Annotated in this window: 29 protein-coding genes and 1 tRNA gene; 7 read left to right on the plus strand and 23 right to left on the minus strand. The window is 44.1% G+C overall.

Translation table 11 applies throughout. The annotated features are described in order from the left end of the window. Positions 1–140: 140 nt before the first annotated feature. From JUF13_RS10760 to JUF13_RS10835, 17 genes are all read right to left on the minus strand, one after another. The gene (locus tag JUF13_RS10760) at positions 141–341 is read right to left on the minus strand and encodes a hypothetical protein (protein WP_203639684.1); all 201 of its coding nucleotides are present in this window, start codon (positions 339–341) and stop codon (positions 141–143) included. Then, positions 334–744, minus strand: coding sequence for a hypothetical protein (locus tag JUF13_RS10765; RefSeq protein ID WP_203639685.1), 411 nt, complete (start codon positions 742–744; stop codon positions 334–336). The genes JUF13_RS10760 and JUF13_RS10765 overlap by 8 nt, the downstream gene beginning before the upstream one ends. Positions 745–902: 158 nt before the next feature. Beyond that, positions 903–1379, minus strand: a complete 477-nt coding sequence (locus JUF13_RS10770) for a hypothetical protein (protein WP_125766070.1) — start codon at positions 1377–1379, stop codon at positions 903–905. After that, complete coding sequence (locus tag JUF13_RS10775; RefSeq protein WP_125766069.1) at positions 1363–1659, minus strand: hypothetical protein; 297 nt, start codon at positions 1657–1659, stop codon at positions 1363–1365. Before JUF13_RS10775 ends, JUF13_RS10770 begins: the two co-directional genes overlap by 17 nt. Positions 1660–1809: 150 nt before the next feature. Next, positions 1810–2028 carry a hypothetical protein gene (locus JUF13_RS10780; RefSeq protein WP_125766068.1) on the minus strand — a complete coding sequence of 73 codons (219 nt, stop codon included), beginning with the start codon at positions 2026–2028 and terminating at the stop codon, positions 1810–1812. Further along, positions 2025–2465 (minus strand): VRR-NUC domain-containing protein, encoded by a 441-nt coding sequence (locus tag JUF13_RS10785; protein ID WP_308439874.1) that lies wholly within the window; start codon positions 2463–2465, stop codon positions 2025–2027. The genes JUF13_RS10780 and JUF13_RS10785 overlap by 4 nt, the downstream gene beginning before the upstream one ends. Further along, positions 2458–2640 carry a hypothetical protein gene (locus JUF13_RS10790; RefSeq protein ID WP_125766067.1) on the minus strand — a complete coding sequence of 61 codons (183 nt, stop codon included), beginning with the start codon at positions 2638–2640 and terminating at the stop codon, positions 2458–2460. The genes JUF13_RS10785 and JUF13_RS10790 overlap by 8 nt, the downstream gene beginning before the upstream one ends. A 2-nt stretch (positions 2641–2642) precedes the next feature. After that, complete coding sequence (locus JUF13_RS10795; RefSeq protein WP_125766066.1) at positions 2643–3365, minus strand: antA/AntB antirepressor family protein; 723 nt, start codon at positions 3363–3365, stop codon at positions 2643–2645. A gap of 1 nt (position 3366) precedes the next feature. Then, the gene (locus JUF13_RS10800; protein WP_125766065.1) at positions 3367–4221 is read right to left on the minus strand and encodes a DnaD domain protein; all 855 of its coding nucleotides are present in this window, start codon (positions 4219–4221) and stop codon (positions 3367–3369) included. 43 nt (positions 4222–4264) lie between these two features. After that, a complete protein-coding gene (locus tag JUF13_RS10805; RefSeq protein WP_125766064.1) occupies positions 4265–5203 on the minus strand; it encodes a recombinase RecT in 939 nt (312 codons plus the stop codon). A gap of 2 nt (positions 5204–5205) precedes the next feature. Next, positions 5206–6093 carry a YqaJ viral recombinase family nuclease gene (locus JUF13_RS10810; RefSeq protein WP_125766063.1) on the minus strand — a complete coding sequence of 296 codons (888 nt, stop codon included), beginning with the start codon at positions 6091–6093 and terminating at the stop codon, positions 5206–5208. Next, entirely contained in the window at positions 6093–6305 is a 213-nt protein-coding gene (locus tag JUF13_RS10815) for a hypothetical protein (protein WP_125766062.1), read from the minus strand. The genes JUF13_RS10810 and JUF13_RS10815 overlap by 1 nt, the downstream gene beginning before the upstream one ends. Before the next feature lie 163 nt (positions 6306–6468). Further along, the gene (locus tag JUF13_RS14520) at positions 6469–6591 is read right to left on the minus strand and encodes a hypothetical protein (RefSeq protein ID WP_263853640.1); all 123 of its coding nucleotides are present in this window, start codon (positions 6589–6591) and stop codon (positions 6469–6471) included. Further along, positions 6588–6764, minus strand: coding sequence for a hypothetical protein (locus tag JUF13_RS10820; protein WP_159074711.1), 177 nt, complete (start codon positions 6762–6764; stop codon positions 6588–6590). Before JUF13_RS10820 ends, JUF13_RS14520 begins: the two co-directional genes overlap by 4 nt. A 12-nt stretch (positions 6765–6776) precedes the next feature. Further along, positions 6777–7109 carry a DUF771 domain-containing protein gene (locus JUF13_RS10825; RefSeq protein ID WP_086231639.1) on the minus strand — a complete coding sequence of 111 codons (333 nt, stop codon included), beginning with the start codon at positions 7107–7109 and terminating at the stop codon, positions 6777–6779. A 4-nt stretch (positions 7110–7113) separates the two neighbouring features. Beyond that, positions 7114–7611: a transcriptional regulator gene (locus JUF13_RS10830; RefSeq protein WP_203639686.1), complete on the minus strand. Its 498-nt coding sequence runs from the start codon at positions 7609–7611 to the stop codon at positions 7114–7116. Positions 7612–7673: 62 nt separating this feature from the next. Then, positions 7674–7844: a hypothetical protein gene (locus JUF13_RS10835; protein ID WP_164511402.1), complete on the minus strand. Its 171-nt coding sequence runs from the start codon at positions 7842–7844 to the stop codon at positions 7674–7676. Positions 7845–7999: 155 nt separating this feature from the next. On the opposite strand from JUF13_RS10835, the gene JUF13_RS10840 reads away from it, so the two are divergent. Beyond that, positions 8000–8248: a hypothetical protein gene (locus tag JUF13_RS10840; RefSeq protein ID WP_086231641.1), complete on the plus strand. Its 249-nt coding sequence runs from the start codon at positions 8000–8002 to the stop codon at positions 8246–8248. Here JUF13_RS10840 and JUF13_RS10845 read toward each other — a convergent pair. Next, on the minus strand, positions 8237–8422 hold the full coding sequence (locus JUF13_RS10845) for a hypothetical protein (RefSeq protein ID WP_125766060.1): 186 nt from the start codon (positions 8420–8422) through the stop codon (positions 8237–8239). The two genes, JUF13_RS10840 and JUF13_RS10845, sit on opposite strands and share 12 nt — an antisense overlap. Positions 8423–8496: 74 nt before the next feature. Here JUF13_RS10845 and JUF13_RS10850 point away from each other — a divergent pair, with 74 nt between their 5' ends. After that, positions 8497–8877, plus strand: coding sequence for a DUF2513 domain-containing protein (locus JUF13_RS10850; protein ID WP_125692866.1), 381 nt, complete (start codon positions 8497–8499; stop codon positions 8875–8877). On the opposite strand, the gene JUF13_RS10855 is transcribed toward JUF13_RS10850, so the two are convergent. Beyond that, positions 8874–9071, minus strand: coding sequence for a hypothetical protein (locus JUF13_RS10855; protein ID WP_041815519.1), 198 nt, complete (start codon positions 9069–9071; stop codon positions 8874–8876). The two genes, JUF13_RS10850 and JUF13_RS10855, sit on opposite strands and share 4 nt — an antisense overlap. After that, entirely contained in the window at positions 9071–9358 is a 288-nt protein-coding gene (locus JUF13_RS10860; RefSeq protein ID WP_263853639.1) for a helix-turn-helix transcriptional regulator, read from the minus strand. The genes JUF13_RS10855 and JUF13_RS10860 overlap by 1 nt, the downstream gene beginning before the upstream one ends. A gap of 121 nt (positions 9359–9479) precedes the next feature. Here JUF13_RS10860 and JUF13_RS10865 point away from each other — a divergent pair, with 121 nt between their 5' ends. The 5 genes from JUF13_RS10865 to JUF13_RS10885 all read left to right on the plus strand — a co-directional run bounded on the left by JUF13_RS10865 (position 9480) and on the right by JUF13_RS10885 (position 14231). Then, positions 9480–9821, plus strand: a complete 342-nt coding sequence (locus JUF13_RS10865; protein ID WP_043022771.1) for a helix-turn-helix domain-containing protein — start codon at positions 9480–9482, stop codon at positions 9819–9821. Positions 9822–9826: 5 nt separating this feature from the next. Continuing rightward, positions 9827–10234, plus strand: coding sequence for an ImmA/IrrE family metallo-endopeptidase (locus tag JUF13_RS10870; protein WP_164511401.1), 408 nt, complete (start codon positions 9827–9829; stop codon positions 10232–10234). A 12-nt stretch (positions 10235–10246) separates the two neighbouring features. Further along, the gene (locus JUF13_RS10875) at positions 10247–11722 is read left to right on the plus strand and encodes an SNIPE associated domain-containing protein (protein WP_125766058.1); all 1476 of its coding nucleotides are present in this window, start codon (positions 10247–10249) and stop codon (positions 11720–11722) included. A gap of 69 nt (positions 11723–11791) precedes the next feature. Next, a complete protein-coding gene (locus JUF13_RS10880; RefSeq protein ID WP_125766057.1) occupies positions 11792–12178 on the plus strand; it encodes a hypothetical protein in 387 nt (128 codons plus the stop codon). 910 nt (positions 12179–13088) lie between these two features. Then, on the plus strand, positions 13089–14231 hold the full coding sequence (locus JUF13_RS10885) for a tyrosine-type recombinase/integrase (RefSeq protein ID WP_203639687.1): 1143 nt from the start codon (positions 13089–13091) through the stop codon (positions 14229–14231). A 112-nt stretch (positions 14232–14343) separates the two neighbouring features. Here the strand turns inward: JUF13_RS10885 and JUF13_RS10890 are convergent. The 3 genes from JUF13_RS10890 to JUF13_RS10900 form a co-directional block, all read right to left on the minus strand. Next, a tRNA-Leu gene (locus JUF13_RS10890) sits at positions 14344–14427 on the minus strand. Positions 14428–14479: 52 nt separating this feature from the next. After that, positions 14480–14767 carry a heavy metal-binding domain-containing protein gene (locus tag JUF13_RS10895; RefSeq protein WP_373300840.1) on the minus strand — a complete coding sequence of 96 codons (288 nt, stop codon included), beginning with the start codon at positions 14765–14767 and terminating at the stop codon, positions 14480–14482. A 19-nt stretch (positions 14768–14786) separates the two neighbouring features. Next, a complete protein-coding gene (locus JUF13_RS10900; protein ID WP_236002695.1) occupies positions 14787–15152 on the minus strand; it encodes a VanZ family protein in 366 nt (121 codons plus the stop codon). Between the last annotated feature and the right edge of the window lie 241 nt (positions 15153–15393).

A 15393-nucleotide genomic window follows, 5' to 3' on the forward strand; every position in this document is an offset into this window, starting at 1 on the left:
CAAGTGGTTCATGGCAATACGCTCTGGCTCCGACAATTTGTGATAGTGCCGTTCGCACCACGTCAATGTGCGACCTAAATCATACTGATGGTCTTCAAAGCTACGGAGAACGAATCGTCGAAAGACTTTTTGTCCAACTGTCAATTGTGATTACCTCCGCCTAACAGATCAGGAATCTTCTCAAATGGGACAATAGTTTGGATAGCCGTATTCGCAAATTCAAATGTCGAACCATCACTAGTACGGTAGACTCTTTCCACTTTTTCTAAATTGATCCAAACTAAGCCGCCATCAATATCCGTAACTCTAATCCACTTAACTCCTCTGCTGTAGTTAAACATTGGCTGCCTCCCGTAGCTTCACTCGCATGCAGCGCACCCAATCTTTGTCGCGTCCCATAGCACTAGCAATTCCTTTATTGTTAGGCCAATCCATGTGATCGAGGTTGTATTTCAGCTGTGCTAATTCATCTGGCGTGGCTTGGTAATCCAATTCGTCACGTCTTCGCATTCTGCCACGTAATTTCTGGATATATTGAGGTGTCCTGGACCGTTCTTGTGAAATATATTTGTTGGTGAATCCGTGTAAAATCATGTGGCGTAGGATCTTGTTTTCTGCCGTGTGTCCTTCCTCAGTTTGACCGCGGATTTCTTTTTTAACATTTTCCGGCCACTTATCTGGATCATCACCATAATTGGCGTAAGCAGCTCTAATTTCAGCTGCCATTTTCTTGTTTAGTGACATAACTTTTACTCCTTATCAACAATTTTGAACGTGATTTCTCCTGATTTTTTAATCATTTTTGTTTACCTTCCTTAGCCTCAGCTTGGTGTTCCCGCGCGTGTTCCGCCATACGACGCTTCTTCTTGCGCATGGTGGACTTTTTCGTGTGCTTCCGTTGCTTACTCATCAAATACCTCCTCACTTTCTCTGTGAGTTTTCACAATCGCCCACAGTATTTCCGCTGCGGTTCGTTCTCGATGCAGTCCAACTCTCATGCGGTCAATCTTAGGTACTAACCGTTTCCAGCTCTTGTCGGGGCAAAGGATCATATCGACTCTTTCCGGAATAGCTTGCTGCTCCACCAGCTGCTGGGCCAGTTCGGGCAAACACACCAGAAAATTTTTATCACCGTAGAAGGTCAGCCCATGTCCAGATGTGAAATCTGCCATACTCGACTTGACCTCATAGAACTCAAATTGTCCTAATTCCACTGCTACCGCCTCCGGGGCACCCAATTTCGAATGGAACCCAACGAAGTCTACCCGCTTTTTGCCGCCATCGAAGTTTACCTCAGGTGACCAGTACATGTTTTGTGAATCAAGCCGTTTCTCAACCAATTGGCTGAGTTTCGCTGTGATATCAGGCCGTTTGCTCATGATTGTCCTCCTTAGCCTTAAGCCACTTGGTACGCGTGATGGCGTGCCAATCTTCATAAGGAATCGGCAGCCCTTCACCAGGCACCCGGTCCCACTCAGGCAGCCGCCACCAGATTGTGTGACTATCACTTGTAACGATTACATAGGCTCCGTCTACCGGTAACGGCTCGCTTTCAGCTGTTTCCTGTACCGTTCCAGGTAGCCAACAGTAACCCTCATCAGACAGTAGCTGCATTAACTCGCGGTACTGTCGCTTACCTTTAACCATGTAAGACTTCATCTTTTGATTACCTCCACATGCCAGCCATTGATGACTGGCTTTTTCTGTTGCCACAAGGCTGCCTTCACCTTCCATGTAGGTGTATGCCCCAGATAGTGGGTCCTCGCCCATGAAAGTTGACACTCGTGACAGCCCATGCTGCTCGTCAATCTAACTCGCAAAGTGATCACTTGAGTCGGGGTCGCGGTACAAGTTTTCCATCCCCAAGAAGTCGGCGATGTCAGCCAGCAGCTCGAAGTTCTCATCCCGTAACTCATCGAAACTAAGGCTGCGAATCTTACCGCCACTATCGATGTCAAATGGCTCACTTTTCTTGTTGTTCAGGTCCATCAGCTTGGCTAATGCCAGGCGTACATTTTCAGGTTTCATTTTTTGTCCTCCGTTCGATTTAGTCCCCGCTGCACAATCATCAGCGCCTCTTCAGGGCTGCGGGCCACTCCGTAGATGACCGGGTCCATAGCAACTTCCTTCGCAAAATACTCTTGTGCCGGGCGCCGCTTCCCCTTATCAGTCTTGACTTCGATGAAAAACATCTTGCCATCTGACTTGCGGTATCCGCATAGGTCCGGGAAACCCTTCTCAGGGCCAGCGCTAAAGAACCGTCCGTCTTTCATGGGTACCCTACCGACGTTGATACGCCATACCTGACATCCATTTATCGACAGCATAGCGATGATTTGCGTCTGAATGACATGTTCTGGACCCGGTCCACGCTTTTTGTGCTTGAGTGGCTTGACTATTTCCTTATCACCATCAGGGCTATAGCTTCGTCCTTGTGGAATACCACCACTAGGATACTTAATCATGTGGCGCCTCCTTGCGTTCATAGCTCTTTTCTAGCTGATAGAGGACTAACTCGACAGCTCCCCATTCCAGCTGACCACGAACACGACTATGCTTTTCTAAGCTTGGTCCATACCAGACATCGGTTCCACGATTACTTTGCTCCTGCAGGAGCTTATGTGCCTCTTCAAAAGTCATCTCTAGGCCTCCTGAGCAACTGGCAAGTCGCTGCCCATTTGCTTGATGACTGCCAGCGTCGCGGTAGATGGCACCCAGTCGCTGATGTAGTCCGACACGTCGTCGAAGTATCCCTCACGAATTTGTGTCCGTGTCTTGACGTGAGCCACCTCACAGACACCCCTGTTGATGTCACGGAACAGTTTTGAACGTTGCGAGTTACTCAGTACTAGGTTGTGCATCCCCATGTAATCGCGTACCGCACGGTTGATACGACGTCCCAACCAGTTATACTCGCCAGGATCCAGCTTTTGATTCTTCTCTAGGTCAGTTAGACGGCTTTCAACGTGATCCACACGTTGATTGGTATCCTCGTTACCCTGCAGCAGTAACTTAATCTGTTCACGCGGCGTCACTGGTAACTTGTTCGTTGATTCCTGTTTAGCTAACTGCTTTTCAGCTGAGATAAAGTACCGTCGTGCTTGCTGGCCTTTCTCAGTCCGTTGAATCATGGCGAGCTCTTTAGCCATGTCTAAAGTCATCGCATATTCGATGCGAGGCCGGCCACCATGGCTTTTCGCCGAAATTGGCGTAAAGTCTTCACCTTGGGTAAAACCGTAGTCAGTCATATCTTTGAACCAGTTAGAGAAATCCTTGCCAACTTCCAAGAAGTCGTGGAGTCCTCGAGCGTTAACCGCGACGTTGTCGCTAGTGGTGCCTGTGATTAAATCTCGTAAACTTGTCATACTATGCCTCCTGCTTTTTATTTCGTTGCCGAAGTTTCTGAATCCGCGAATCTAACTCCGCCTGTTGCTCAGCACTAAGCTTCTTAGCTGGTGCCTTGGGCTGACCACTATCCCGTTGTGCCCAGTCCGGCAAGGTCTCCTTGGCGTGCGCTGGCTTAGTGTTCGAGCGGCGACCATTAGCCATACGCTGGTCGTGTTCCTCAGCCGCCTTCTTGGCCTGCTCAAGCGTGGTGATGTTACGCTGCTGCCATCCATCGATAACTGCACGCAGGTATTTAAGCGCTCCACGCGACTGAACATCGTGCTCTCCAGCAATCTGGATAGCGTAGTCGATGATGTCAGGTGACAGTTGCTCAAGCCACCCGTTAAGCTCTGGTAAGGCGATGGCATTTGGAAATCCCCAGAGGGCCGTCCACTTGTCGAACACGTTCGAGCGAGCAACCACGTCATCATCTACATCTTTTTGTTTAGTCTTGTTTAGTTTAGTTAATGCTCTACTACTGCCTATAGAGGTGTCTCTACTACTGTCTCCCCAGTTGTCTGTGTGATTGTCTATACTATTTGTAGGCAGTTGTTCATACAGCTTAGGAAGATGGTAAATTGCAGCTTGATTACCTGTTCGAGATTTCCAATCGATGTACCCCTTCTGCTGAAGAAGATTACGTGCTTTATAGAAGTTGGCTTCTTTAATTCCAGATTTTTGGCATAACACTGATGAGGCTACCGTGAACGTTTCAGACCATGCGGTCTTATTGTTTATGGACATTAGTGAGTACCATAAAGCAATTTCCGATGATTTGAGGGGTTCGACTTCGAGCCGATCATAGAATGCCTTTATCTGAACCAAATAATTCAATTTGCCACCTCCTTACGCCGCCCACCCACCGCTTATAATCTATTTACTTCTTACCGTTGACGGCATTGAAGATATCTTGCTGCTCCTGACTAGTCAAATCAGTATTTTCGCTATCTGACTTTTTGGTATGCTTGACAGGCGTGGGCTTGTCTTCTGATTTAGCACCATCGCTGTCATCACTTGTGGCATCATCCGTAATGTCTAACCGGTCTTCTACTAACTGACCATCATCTGACAGCTCTTGCGGCTTCTCGTCCTTGCTGACAGCGTTTTGCATTTCGATAGATAAGATACCCCAGCGGCCTAGCATGCTCCGTAGAACAGTTTTAGTAGCCATTGCATCGTAGTGGTCACGCCATACACCAGCAAGTGCTCGCTTGTCCTTGGCCTTATTATTGGCGATTCGATGAGCTTCAACCTGATCACGCGTCCAGTAAACAGTCTTGGTGAAACCGTTCAGTAGTTCAAAGTAGCCAGCGTAACCAACGACTTTATCTGATGTCTGCTTAGAAAAGTCATACTTGAGTTCTTCTGCCAGCGGGTCCCATGAGATAAAGGCGCCTTCGGGAATTGGAGCAACGTTCAGCTTGTGATACTGACCTGAGCGTTGCGCCAGTTGAATATATCCCTTATACCCGATGATGAGTTGTGCCTTTTTCTCGTAGTGTCCCGTTTCTTTATTCTTGGCTTTAAATGGGACGATATAGGCATACCCAAGATTGGGGTCAATAGGAAGGTCCAACGTTGCGGCGACCATTGCACTCGTCATGATAGACATTGGTTGAGCATCCGCTAGGTATCCGTTGGAATTGACGACGTTAAGAACCGAACTAACGAAACCTGAAGACTTATCTTTCAAGACGTTTTGAAACTTGGCTTGAATCGTCGGTGATTCAAGTAGAACCTTGATTGATGCATTCTTAGCATTAACTTTTTGAGGCTGAGTGTTTAAAGCCTGGTTTAAAGTATTGTTAGTAGCCATTCTTATCTCTCCTTAATCCGCAACACGCGGTTGCCGCGCTTGTTCATCCGATTGGTCACAACGAAGTTAGTCGATGTACCAACCTCGGTCGCAAGCATTGCCGCTCGGACCTTGTTTTCAGTAGTTTTGATGTCGTTGGTGTAGGTTTTAAGCCCTTCTTTGAGCTGTTCACGTTGAGTAAGTAGCTTGTCCAAATCATCGTCTAAGATGACTGGTTGGCCCTCAGTCTCGTGATGAAGCTTATTTAAGACGTTGGTAGTTGAATCGGAACCATCAATCTCTGGCGGAATGCCTTGGATGATATGCTTCTCCCACCAGTCAATAAGTTGCTGACGCATAGTAGCAATTAATTGGTCGTCCCGGTCAATTCGCTTAGTCAAGAAGTGGTGACCGCCAATTAACGTGGCAAAGTAGCAGTAAGGACGATTAAGAACCATCATGTAATGTTGAACTTGTAGCAGGTAAGCGGGTGGAACTTCGTCGTCCGTCCACTCTGAAGACTTGAACTCCATAGCTGTTTTGATTTCCAAGAATCCGGGTTCGCCAACGATATCCCGATCGATGTCTGCCCGAAGGAAGTCATACTCAGGGTCAACAAACGTTTTGTTTTGACGGTGTACCTTCTTGCCGGTTTGGCGCTGAAACTCCTGAGCTAAGATAGGTTCCATGATGTTTCCCCAATGAGTAAACTCGTTTCCAGTATCATCGATAGGCAATCGACCAGTCTTATCAGCCCATACTTCATATGGAGACCGCCAGCTGTTGAATCCTAGGATAGCTGAGGCATCAGAACCGCCGATGCCTTTGCGGCGATGTTCCAACCACTGGTAACGATTCATTTTGTAGGTCATCTCGACCTTGGGACGTGGTCTTTCTTTTACTTGGTCCATTATTTTTCCTCCTCAAGCTCTGGCTGCCAAGCAACCAGCTTGTCATTGATACTATAAAGCCGGTCAATTTCTTCATCGTCCAGCCGATTGTCTTCGGCTAACCGCTGAACCTCTTGAAAAAGTTCGGATTTAATATCCGCCAGCTCTGATAGGTTAGAAACGCCAATTGGCTTTGGCATAAAAGTTCCTGGCACATTTGTCATCATGTCCATGAGATTACCTCCGATTTTCGTAGGGCCGTGCTTACGACTTGCTTTTTAACACGTTTCATAAAGCCTTCATCCGTGTCGATGCGTTGGATGCTTGGGTCTGGCTGGTTAATTCGTGTGACAGCTTGCTGACCAAACTTACGGTCATACATGTACGAGGTACCTCCTAAAGCCATTGCCATACGCCACCTTTCGGAGTAGAATTAACGCTAAAGAAGTATGAGAGATACTTTTTATCTTCGAGTTCTGACGGCCAGGTCAGGGCTCTTTTTTTATGCCAAATTTTCATTTTTTGTCCTCCAATCCAAAATAGTCATTACGCCAAGACTTCCAGCCACCGACCGTCTCAACGTGTTTACGGAAGCGGTAACCGGCGTAGAAAAGGCCTACAATACTGCCGATCCACGTGGCTGCTTCACCAAAATAGAAGCACCAAAAATCGTAAATGCTTTGCAAAATCATTTTTCTTCCTCCTTACCACGGTAATTCTTCCCAGTGACGATCTAAGAAATCTGCCATGGGACCAGCCTTGAACAGCCAACGTGAGCCTTTTCCTGTAGCCTCATGAATCTCATGTCGGTCAATCATGTCTTGAATTTCGCGTGAATAATGGGGATTGTATAAAACGTTGTCCTTAATCCAGTCCGTTGACTTTTTCCCGGCCCATTCACGTAAATCCTGCATGGTCCAAGTTCGACCTGTAAGTGCCTGACTGCGAAGACTATCAAGTTCATCCCGTTCAACTAGCTCTAAGCTATCTGGTACCACCGCCCGAGCCTTAAATTCAATTACCTGTGGTGCTTTCATCTTGTCACCCTCCTACTCGTGCATTGGCTTCGTCAAAAACTTGATGGATATCGATTCCAGCATATTCTGCTTTGGCTACAATATCGGTGTTTTCAGACATGATCTCTTCGGCATACTCTTTGAAATAATCTCGTATGAGTAAGATTTGCTGTGACGACCGAGCTTCCGGTTTAGTCGTCATGGCCTGGTCGAACGCTTCTTCTAACGCACGCCGGTCGTCCTCTTCTTTGCGTTGCTGGAAGAGTGTTGCCATAACATCGTCATAACGTTTGCTGCTCTTCAAGAAAGAAAGAACACCGTAATCCTTACGGGCGCCAGAGAATGCCAACAAGATACTATGCAGCGCGTGTGCCAACCCAGCTCGCATCCCCTTGTCGCTAGTACGCTGCCCATTCGCTAAACGGGTCAGTTGACCATCGGAGATATGAACTTTTTGAGCGACGTCCCTACGCACCACTCCTGCCAGATCCAAAGTTAATTGTTCGGCAAATTTATTCTGCATGCTGTCACTTCCTTCTAACTGTCAATTTGATGTAAGGCATTTGACAGCCATAATCGTTATACTTAAGCCATAGCTTCAAAGACTTGGTCAGCTGTCTCATTAGCAATTTGTGCCTTAGCAACCACAACTAAGTTTTCTAATAGCTGATCGTTATCAGCTGTTAGTTCTTCAATGAACTTAGCTGGATGATTTGACGTGCCAGCTACCATTTCAATTTTTTCTTGCCGTGTCATTTTGACACCTCCTATTAGTTTGATGAGTAGTTTCCAATCACAAGAATTAGTAATCCTGCTGCTAGAACTTGGAGCATAGTGTCACCCCCGTTCTTTGGAAAAAATAATATTAGTCACCTCTTTTGGTACAATTAGTGCGTAAGGAGGTGATAATCATGGAAAAAGCAGAATTTGAAGAGCGCTTCAACAAAATTGTTAAAACTGCCTTGGACGACCAGAATACTGAAAAGTTTGTATCAACAATTGGAGATTCCGTAACCGAAATCATTAACAATAATTCGGATAGTAATCTCATAGCATCAAAGATCGCCACTAAAGTTAGCAGCAGCTTTCAAGTATCCACTCTTCGAGCAGTTCATAACCTTCTAGAAGAGTTCTTAGTTGACGACACATCAGCTAAGTAATTCTTTCTCTACGCTTCTCATGCTTTGCCGGATGTCATTTTTGACTATTTTGGACAATTCATCCGATGACAATGACGTTTCGTGACGCTCTTGGTTACTAGCGATAACCTTGAGCGTTTTATTTAAGCTACGAAGTTCTGTAAGAACTGCACTTTGGAATTCTTCTTTCTTCATCAGCTCACCTCCTCAGGCTACCGATATCACTCACCTTCTCTGGTACAATTGATACTTGAAGGAGGTGATAAATTATGAAACTTAATCATGAATGTGTCAGAGATTTGCTCTTACTATTAGAACTCGTTCCTTATGACGGCGGCTCGGAATCGGACTTGCAGCAAGTAATTGAATCCTCTAATATCTCTGATCTTTTTGACCTAGATACGTTTTACTATACTTTTATCGAACTGATAGATGGTGGCTTCGTTGATGGCAGAAAGTATCAACAGATGCCTGATGCTTATGCCTTTACGAAGATTACGTACAAAGGTCATGAATTTCTCGACAATATCCGAGATAACACGAATTGGGAGGAAACCAAATCTACAATTGCTTCTAAGATGGGTTCTGCTTCATTAAACATTTTTAGCTCAGTTGCAGCTAAGCTAATTGAAAACAAATTCGGTCTTTAGCTTTTTAATTTAATTTCTACACCGTCCACTAGTGCAAACAGATTATCCTTTGCTAGTGGATATTTTTGTTCAATTCGTTTCATCTCACTATCAGTAAAGGTAACTGCGGCAAACAAATTATCATCAACAGAGACATTTACCAAGTGATTAAAACCACCTGACTTGTAAAAATGAATCACTTCATGTTTCTTCATCAGCTCACCTCCTCAGGCTTTTTGATACTATTTGTATCAAAATTAAGCAAAAATATATCAGGAAATAGGATTGCTAAATCCTTTTCAAAGAAATTAGCATATTTAACAGCTAATTTAGCGCTCGGATTCGTTGCACCGTTTTCAATTTTTCTAACTGTTATTTCAGCAATACCAAGTTCGTTAGCAAGTTCTTCCTGAGTAAGACAAGCTTCTACACGAGAACTTTTTAGACATTTTCGAATCATTTTTTTCGCCTCAATTCCGATACATAACGTATCAACAATCATAATGATACACGATACATTACGTATCGTCAATAGAAAAAAGGTACTTTTTGTATCTTTTATTGAACCAGATACTTTTTGTATCTATAATGATACGTATAATATCAATTAAGGAGGACTATTAATGGCTTCTTCTACTTTTGGAACTCGTTTGAAGTACTTGCGCAATCAACTCGATCGAACGCAAGATGATGTAGCAAAAGCTATTGGAACTAGTAGGGCTGCATATTCTCATTTGGAAAATGGACGCAACGAGCCCGACAACACAATGCTTATAAAGCTAGCTAACTACTATGGAGTAACAACTGACTATCTTTTAGGTCACAAAGTTGACCTCGGTGATGTGCCCGTTGCCGCCCATATTGATGGCGATCTAGCTGATTTAACCGAAGAAGAACGCCAAGAAATAAGAGACTATATTGAGTTCAAAAAGGCGCAGTACAAAAAGCGTCATGAAAAGGACTGAGTTTATTGAATAGACTTGAAACCTTAATGGCGCAATATTCGGAAATTGCTTTTAGCTTCAAGAGGTTACCAGTGCGCCTGAGCGGCCTGGCAATCGGTGATGAGGTCGCCCTTAACGAAAGAAAAACACCCGACCAACTATGTCAATGGATACTAGAGGAAATTGGTCATGTTGAAACTTCGGTTGGCGACATTACCGATTATAGATCGTTAGAGAATATGAAACAGGAACGACGGGCTCGTGTTTGGGGATTTACTCACTTGCTGACACGGGCTGACATGGACCGTTTACGTCGCGAATATGCGTGTGAGGAGTCCGACTATCCAGCGGCCGATGATGTTGGCGTTGAACTGCCATACCTGCATGAAGTTGGTCTTGCATATGGACTGCACTACAAACATGTTTTAGATTGAAGGGACTACGAGATGTCAATAAGGGATATTTTTCGAATATCTGAATTCAAAAAACAGATCATTCATTTAAAAGAAGCTAACGAAGCTTTATCAAAGAACAACTTAGAACTGGAACAGTCAAAAAAAGAAATGCTTATGAATAGCACCCACTTAAAGTCACAAATTCAGACAGCTCTTCAGAAAAATAAAGAGCTGTCTGAAAAGGCCAGCCTCAAGCTATCTCTTCACGAAGCTGAACCAATAAAACTTGATAAAATTATAACTCTAAAAACTGCAAAGCTGTCTAAATTATCTGAAGGCGAAAAAAAGTTGCAATCTACCTTCCAAAAAATCATTGCAACAAATAAGTCCGAAGTTAAGGAGCTTAAAAATGAGATTGGTCAGCTAATTGATCAAAAAGAAAATATTCGGGCAGATATTAGCGACCTTGAGCCTGATTTAGAAATGAGTTCGTACGGCTTATACAGGCCACAATACGATTTTTCAACGTCGTTAGAATACAAAGACACGCTTATAAATTTGCGTGAGCAACAGAAGGCTATGATTAAAGATAAGACAGCGGTTACTTATAATCCGAATTGGATAGTCAACGATAGCAAAGCCGAAGGCAGAAAAATGACTCGAAATAGCATAAAGTCCATTCTTAGAAGTTTTAATAACGAATGCACTGAGGCTATTAATAAAGCAACCTATTCTAACTACGATAGAATAAGTAGGCGTATCACGAGATCGTTTGAACAACACAATAAGATGTACAGCGTTGATGACGTCGCTATAAAGATTGATTATCTTAACTTGAAGCTAGATGAATTGAACCTTGCTTTTGCTTATCGCCAGAAATCCCAGGAAGAAAAAGAAATTTTACGTGAGCAACGTGCCCAAGAGCGTGAAGAAAAAGCATTGCAACGCGAAATTGCTTCAAAACGTAAGAAAATCGACAAAGAAATCAAACATTATACTCAAGCAATTCAAGAACTAGAAGAAAAGTCTAAAGAAGAACCCTCTAACCAAAACTTGCTTGCAGAAATTCAAAAGCTTAAAAACGAACTAGAAGCACAGCAGAACCAAAAGACTGAAGTTGACTACCGCGAGCAGCATGCAACTGCCGGGTATGTCTACATTATCTCCAATATCGGATCGTTTGGTAGAAACATTTTTAAAATTGGTGTGACACGTCGATTAGAACCTATGGACAGGATTAATGAACTAAGCAGCGCGTCAGTCCCTTTTAAGTTCGATGTGCACGCTTTAATTTTCAGTGAAGATGCTTACAAATTAGAATCGGAACTTCATAACAAATTCACAGGTAATCGTGTCAATAAAGTAAACAACAGAAAAGAATATTTCTCTATAACCATCGGAGAGGTAGAGAACGAGCTTAAAAAATATAAAGATATGACAGTTGACTTCAGAGAAAAGCCTGAAGCGAATGAGTATCGTGAAACCCTAGCATTAGAAAATAGTATTGGCAATGCTACGCACGGTTAAAGCATTGTTTAATTACTGTGTCCACACCCGATGACGTTAAAAGCTGACTACATACCACGGGAGGAAATTATGAAGGAACATAGGATCCTATCTCTTATAGTTACAACAATTGCTTTCGTTTCTGTATCAGCAGTAAGCTTGACTGCTCATGCAGCATCTACCTCACCATCTAGTCTTCGTGGCTATTATATAGGTGATAATCACCTTTTATGGGTAACCAAGAAGTCACTACATGAAGGAGCTCCACAGGCCGATGTGTATTCGTACCATATTCGTAGCGTCTCAAAAAGTGGTAATACTTATAAATTCCGAACTAGTTTCACATTAGGAAATACAATTTATCCGACCATTAAAATTAGAAAAACGGGCTACCATAAGGTGCGTTTAGTTGGTATGGCATCGATGCACAAAGTTACAAAAGCGCACTACTACCGCTACGCTAACGGGGGCTACTAATTTATGAAAAATCGAAATATCATTACTGCATTTCTGGTACTTTTCTCACTAATTATAGTATTTGCAACTAGTGATAGTGCTTCTGCTTCATCTATTCCAACCGGTCATGAACGCTGGGTAACTCTCACTCGTAATGTGAAAGTTTACAAATCATCTAACAATCCCAATGTCTGACAGCTATTCTGTCAGTACCTATACTGCCATTGTTACAAAATCTATCCGAATCTATCAGTACACTAAGGGTACCATGTATACGCCATCTCATCGCGTTCGTAGTTTTAAGCTTCACCGTGGCCAAATTATCCACATAAAAAATGGAACCTATACGAATTGGAAAGTATATGGTCGCAAATACGTAAACAAGCATTATGAAACTGGTAGTAACCGTTTTAAAGGATGATTCACGAGCTACTAGTTTAGATTAATCAAATACATCTATCGGGAGGAAATTATGAAAAAAATCTGGATCACCCTCGTTTCAGCAATTGCTTTAACCATGTTTATCAGTACCTCAGCAAATGCCAGTCACTATAAACGTGCGTATGTCACTCGCAACATTACCGTATATAAATTCATCCGAGGTGATTGCTATGCAACTAATCGCCTGGGTCATCATCTAAAATTACATTATGGAAAAACTATCCATGTTGCGCCCTTCTATCACATGGGAAAGGACGGCTATTTCTTGAAAGTAAACGGCCACGGATCAAAACTATATTATGCACGAACGAACAGTTCTAAATGGTTTACACGATATTAACAGCTTCTGTCTGGTGACTCCCCTCGGTTCGATTCCGGGAGAAGCATTGTCCCAAAAATAGTGACATTAAAAGATAAATATGTGCTTAGGCCCTTTCAGGGCTTTTCTTTAATCGTCACAAAGAACACACGTTTGTTTGGAGGAGTGAAAATGGCAAGTATTACCAAGCGCTACGGTAAATGGCAAATACGCGTATCCTATAAGGATAAGGACGGAAAGTATAAAACTGCTAATCAAGGCGGCCTAGCCACCAAAAAAGCCGCCCAATTACTGGCGGCAGATTGGGAAGGAAAAATATCACGAGGAGAGCCTTTAAAGGGTGAAAAAGCGTCTCACCTCTTCTCAGAGTACTTTCTGAAGTGGTTCCGGGATTTCAAATTGGCTAAGGTCTCCCCTCGGACCCAAAACCGATACATGATCACTTACCGTGAACTCAAAAAATACTTCAAGACCACAAAAATCGAAAAGGTAACTCGACGTGACTATCAGAAATTCATGACCACTTACGGCAAGAAACATGCCCGGGATACCGTCCACAAAGTTAACACCTTAATACGGGCTTGTGTTAAAAATGCCATCTATGAAGAACTAATCGTCAAGGACTTTACCGATGGAATTGAGCTAGTATGGGACGACAGTCGCACCCACAGGATTGACTACCTGAACATGAAAGAGACTCAGATACTGACCGCAGCCATCTTAGAGAATCCCAGTCACAATTTCACCTCACGTTCCATGATTCTAACAGCGATACTCACTGGAATGCGACTGGGAGAGATTCAGGGATTACAGTGGAAAGATATAAATTTGAACTTCAAGGCAATTTCTGTCAACCACGCCTGGAACGAATCCACCAAAAAGCAGATTCCCACTAAGACAGCATCGTCCGTCCGAGTGATTCGGATCAATCAGCAACTTACTAACGTTTTAAAAGATATGCAGGAACACAAGCGCGATGAATACGTCTTTACTAATCAATACGGGACCATTCCAACATCTAATGCGGTGAATCAGACACTGAGAAGGCTCCTAAGTGATCTTGATATTGCCCGAAATGGCTTTCACTTTCATTCCCTTAGACACACTCATGTGGCCTATTTACTCGCTGAGGGTGTCGACATTTATGCTATCTCTAAGCGACTTGGACATTCTGACCTCGGGACCACCACTCGAATCTACTCATACCTCATCGACGAGTATCGTGCAAAAACTGATAATGAAATTGAAATTGCTCTCGACAAAATCACGAGTCTAAAGGATTACACCGCACAGGACAGTGCAAAAAAAGTGTAAAGAAAAATCATTTTCCTATGTTTTTCTATGGATACGAAAAAAAGAGGAATCCCTTTAAACGCTGATTTAACGGGATTCCTCTTTATCTAAAACTTTCTAATTGTTTCAATAATGCCCCGAGCAGGATTCGAACCTGTACTTGATCACTCAAACAGCGACCTGAACGCTGCGCGTCTGCCAGTTCCGCCATCGGGGCAACTCAACAACAAATAATATATTACACTAAAGTTGTATAAAAGGGAACCCCTTTATTCAACTTTTTTTGATTTTGGAAATTTTACGGCGGTGCCATAGGCGTGAACGACCAAAAACTTCGGGGCCACGTTCATGCGGACGACCTCGGTATTGAAGCGGACTTCGATCAGCCCATCAGCATCCGCGTCCTGCGCCTGCTGCATTAATTTTTGCTTGGCCTCATCGAATAATTTATCAAATAATGAAAATTCATCCGGTTTTTCCGACCGGAGCATGGTGCTCGTCGTCGCCGTTAAGATTCCTTGAATCGCGTGCGCCCGGTTGAGCCCACCAGTTGTCATAAACAATTTTGTTTCCCCCTTATTTTCTAGCCTGAATGTGTTGGCGGCCCCACCACACGAGACCAGCACCTAGCACGACGCCCAGACAGTTGGTCAGCACGTCATTGATGTCGACCCACCGGCCCAGGCTCACCAGCCAATTGCCTATGGCCTGCCCCGTTTCCAGGGTCAATCCAGTCGCCAAACCTGCCAACAGCCACTGAGGCCAACGCAGGCGCGGCCAGTTCACGCCCAGCAACATCCCCTGGGGCATCGTCATGATGATATTTAGCCAAAAGGACGTGTCCATGCTGGCCCGCTCGAACGGCCGTAGAACCCAGATGCCGCCAGCAATCCAGTGCGTGGTCACCTGACCCACCGTGTCGCTGCCAAATGAAAACGCCACGGGCGTCCAGGTCAGTGTCGCCAGGCCCCAACACCCCAGCCATCAAAGCAACCGCCGGTAGTGGTGCTGCGCCGCGGCATGCCAACTGAGGACCAGCAAAATGAGACTCACAATTATGTAGGGTATCCAACGTCCCATTGACCAGGCCTCCTCAATAATCCCAGTATACCGGGTCACTGCGGCGGGAACAATGGGTATCCCCCATTTCGTCTCAAAATTTGGCCAAAACAAAACCACCAAC

This window comes from Levilactobacillus wangkuiensis, from assembly GCF_016861605.1.
In the GTDB taxonomy this organism is placed as follows: domain Bacteria; phylum Bacillota; class Bacilli; order Lactobacillales; family Lactobacillaceae; genus Levilactobacillus; species Levilactobacillus wangkuiensis.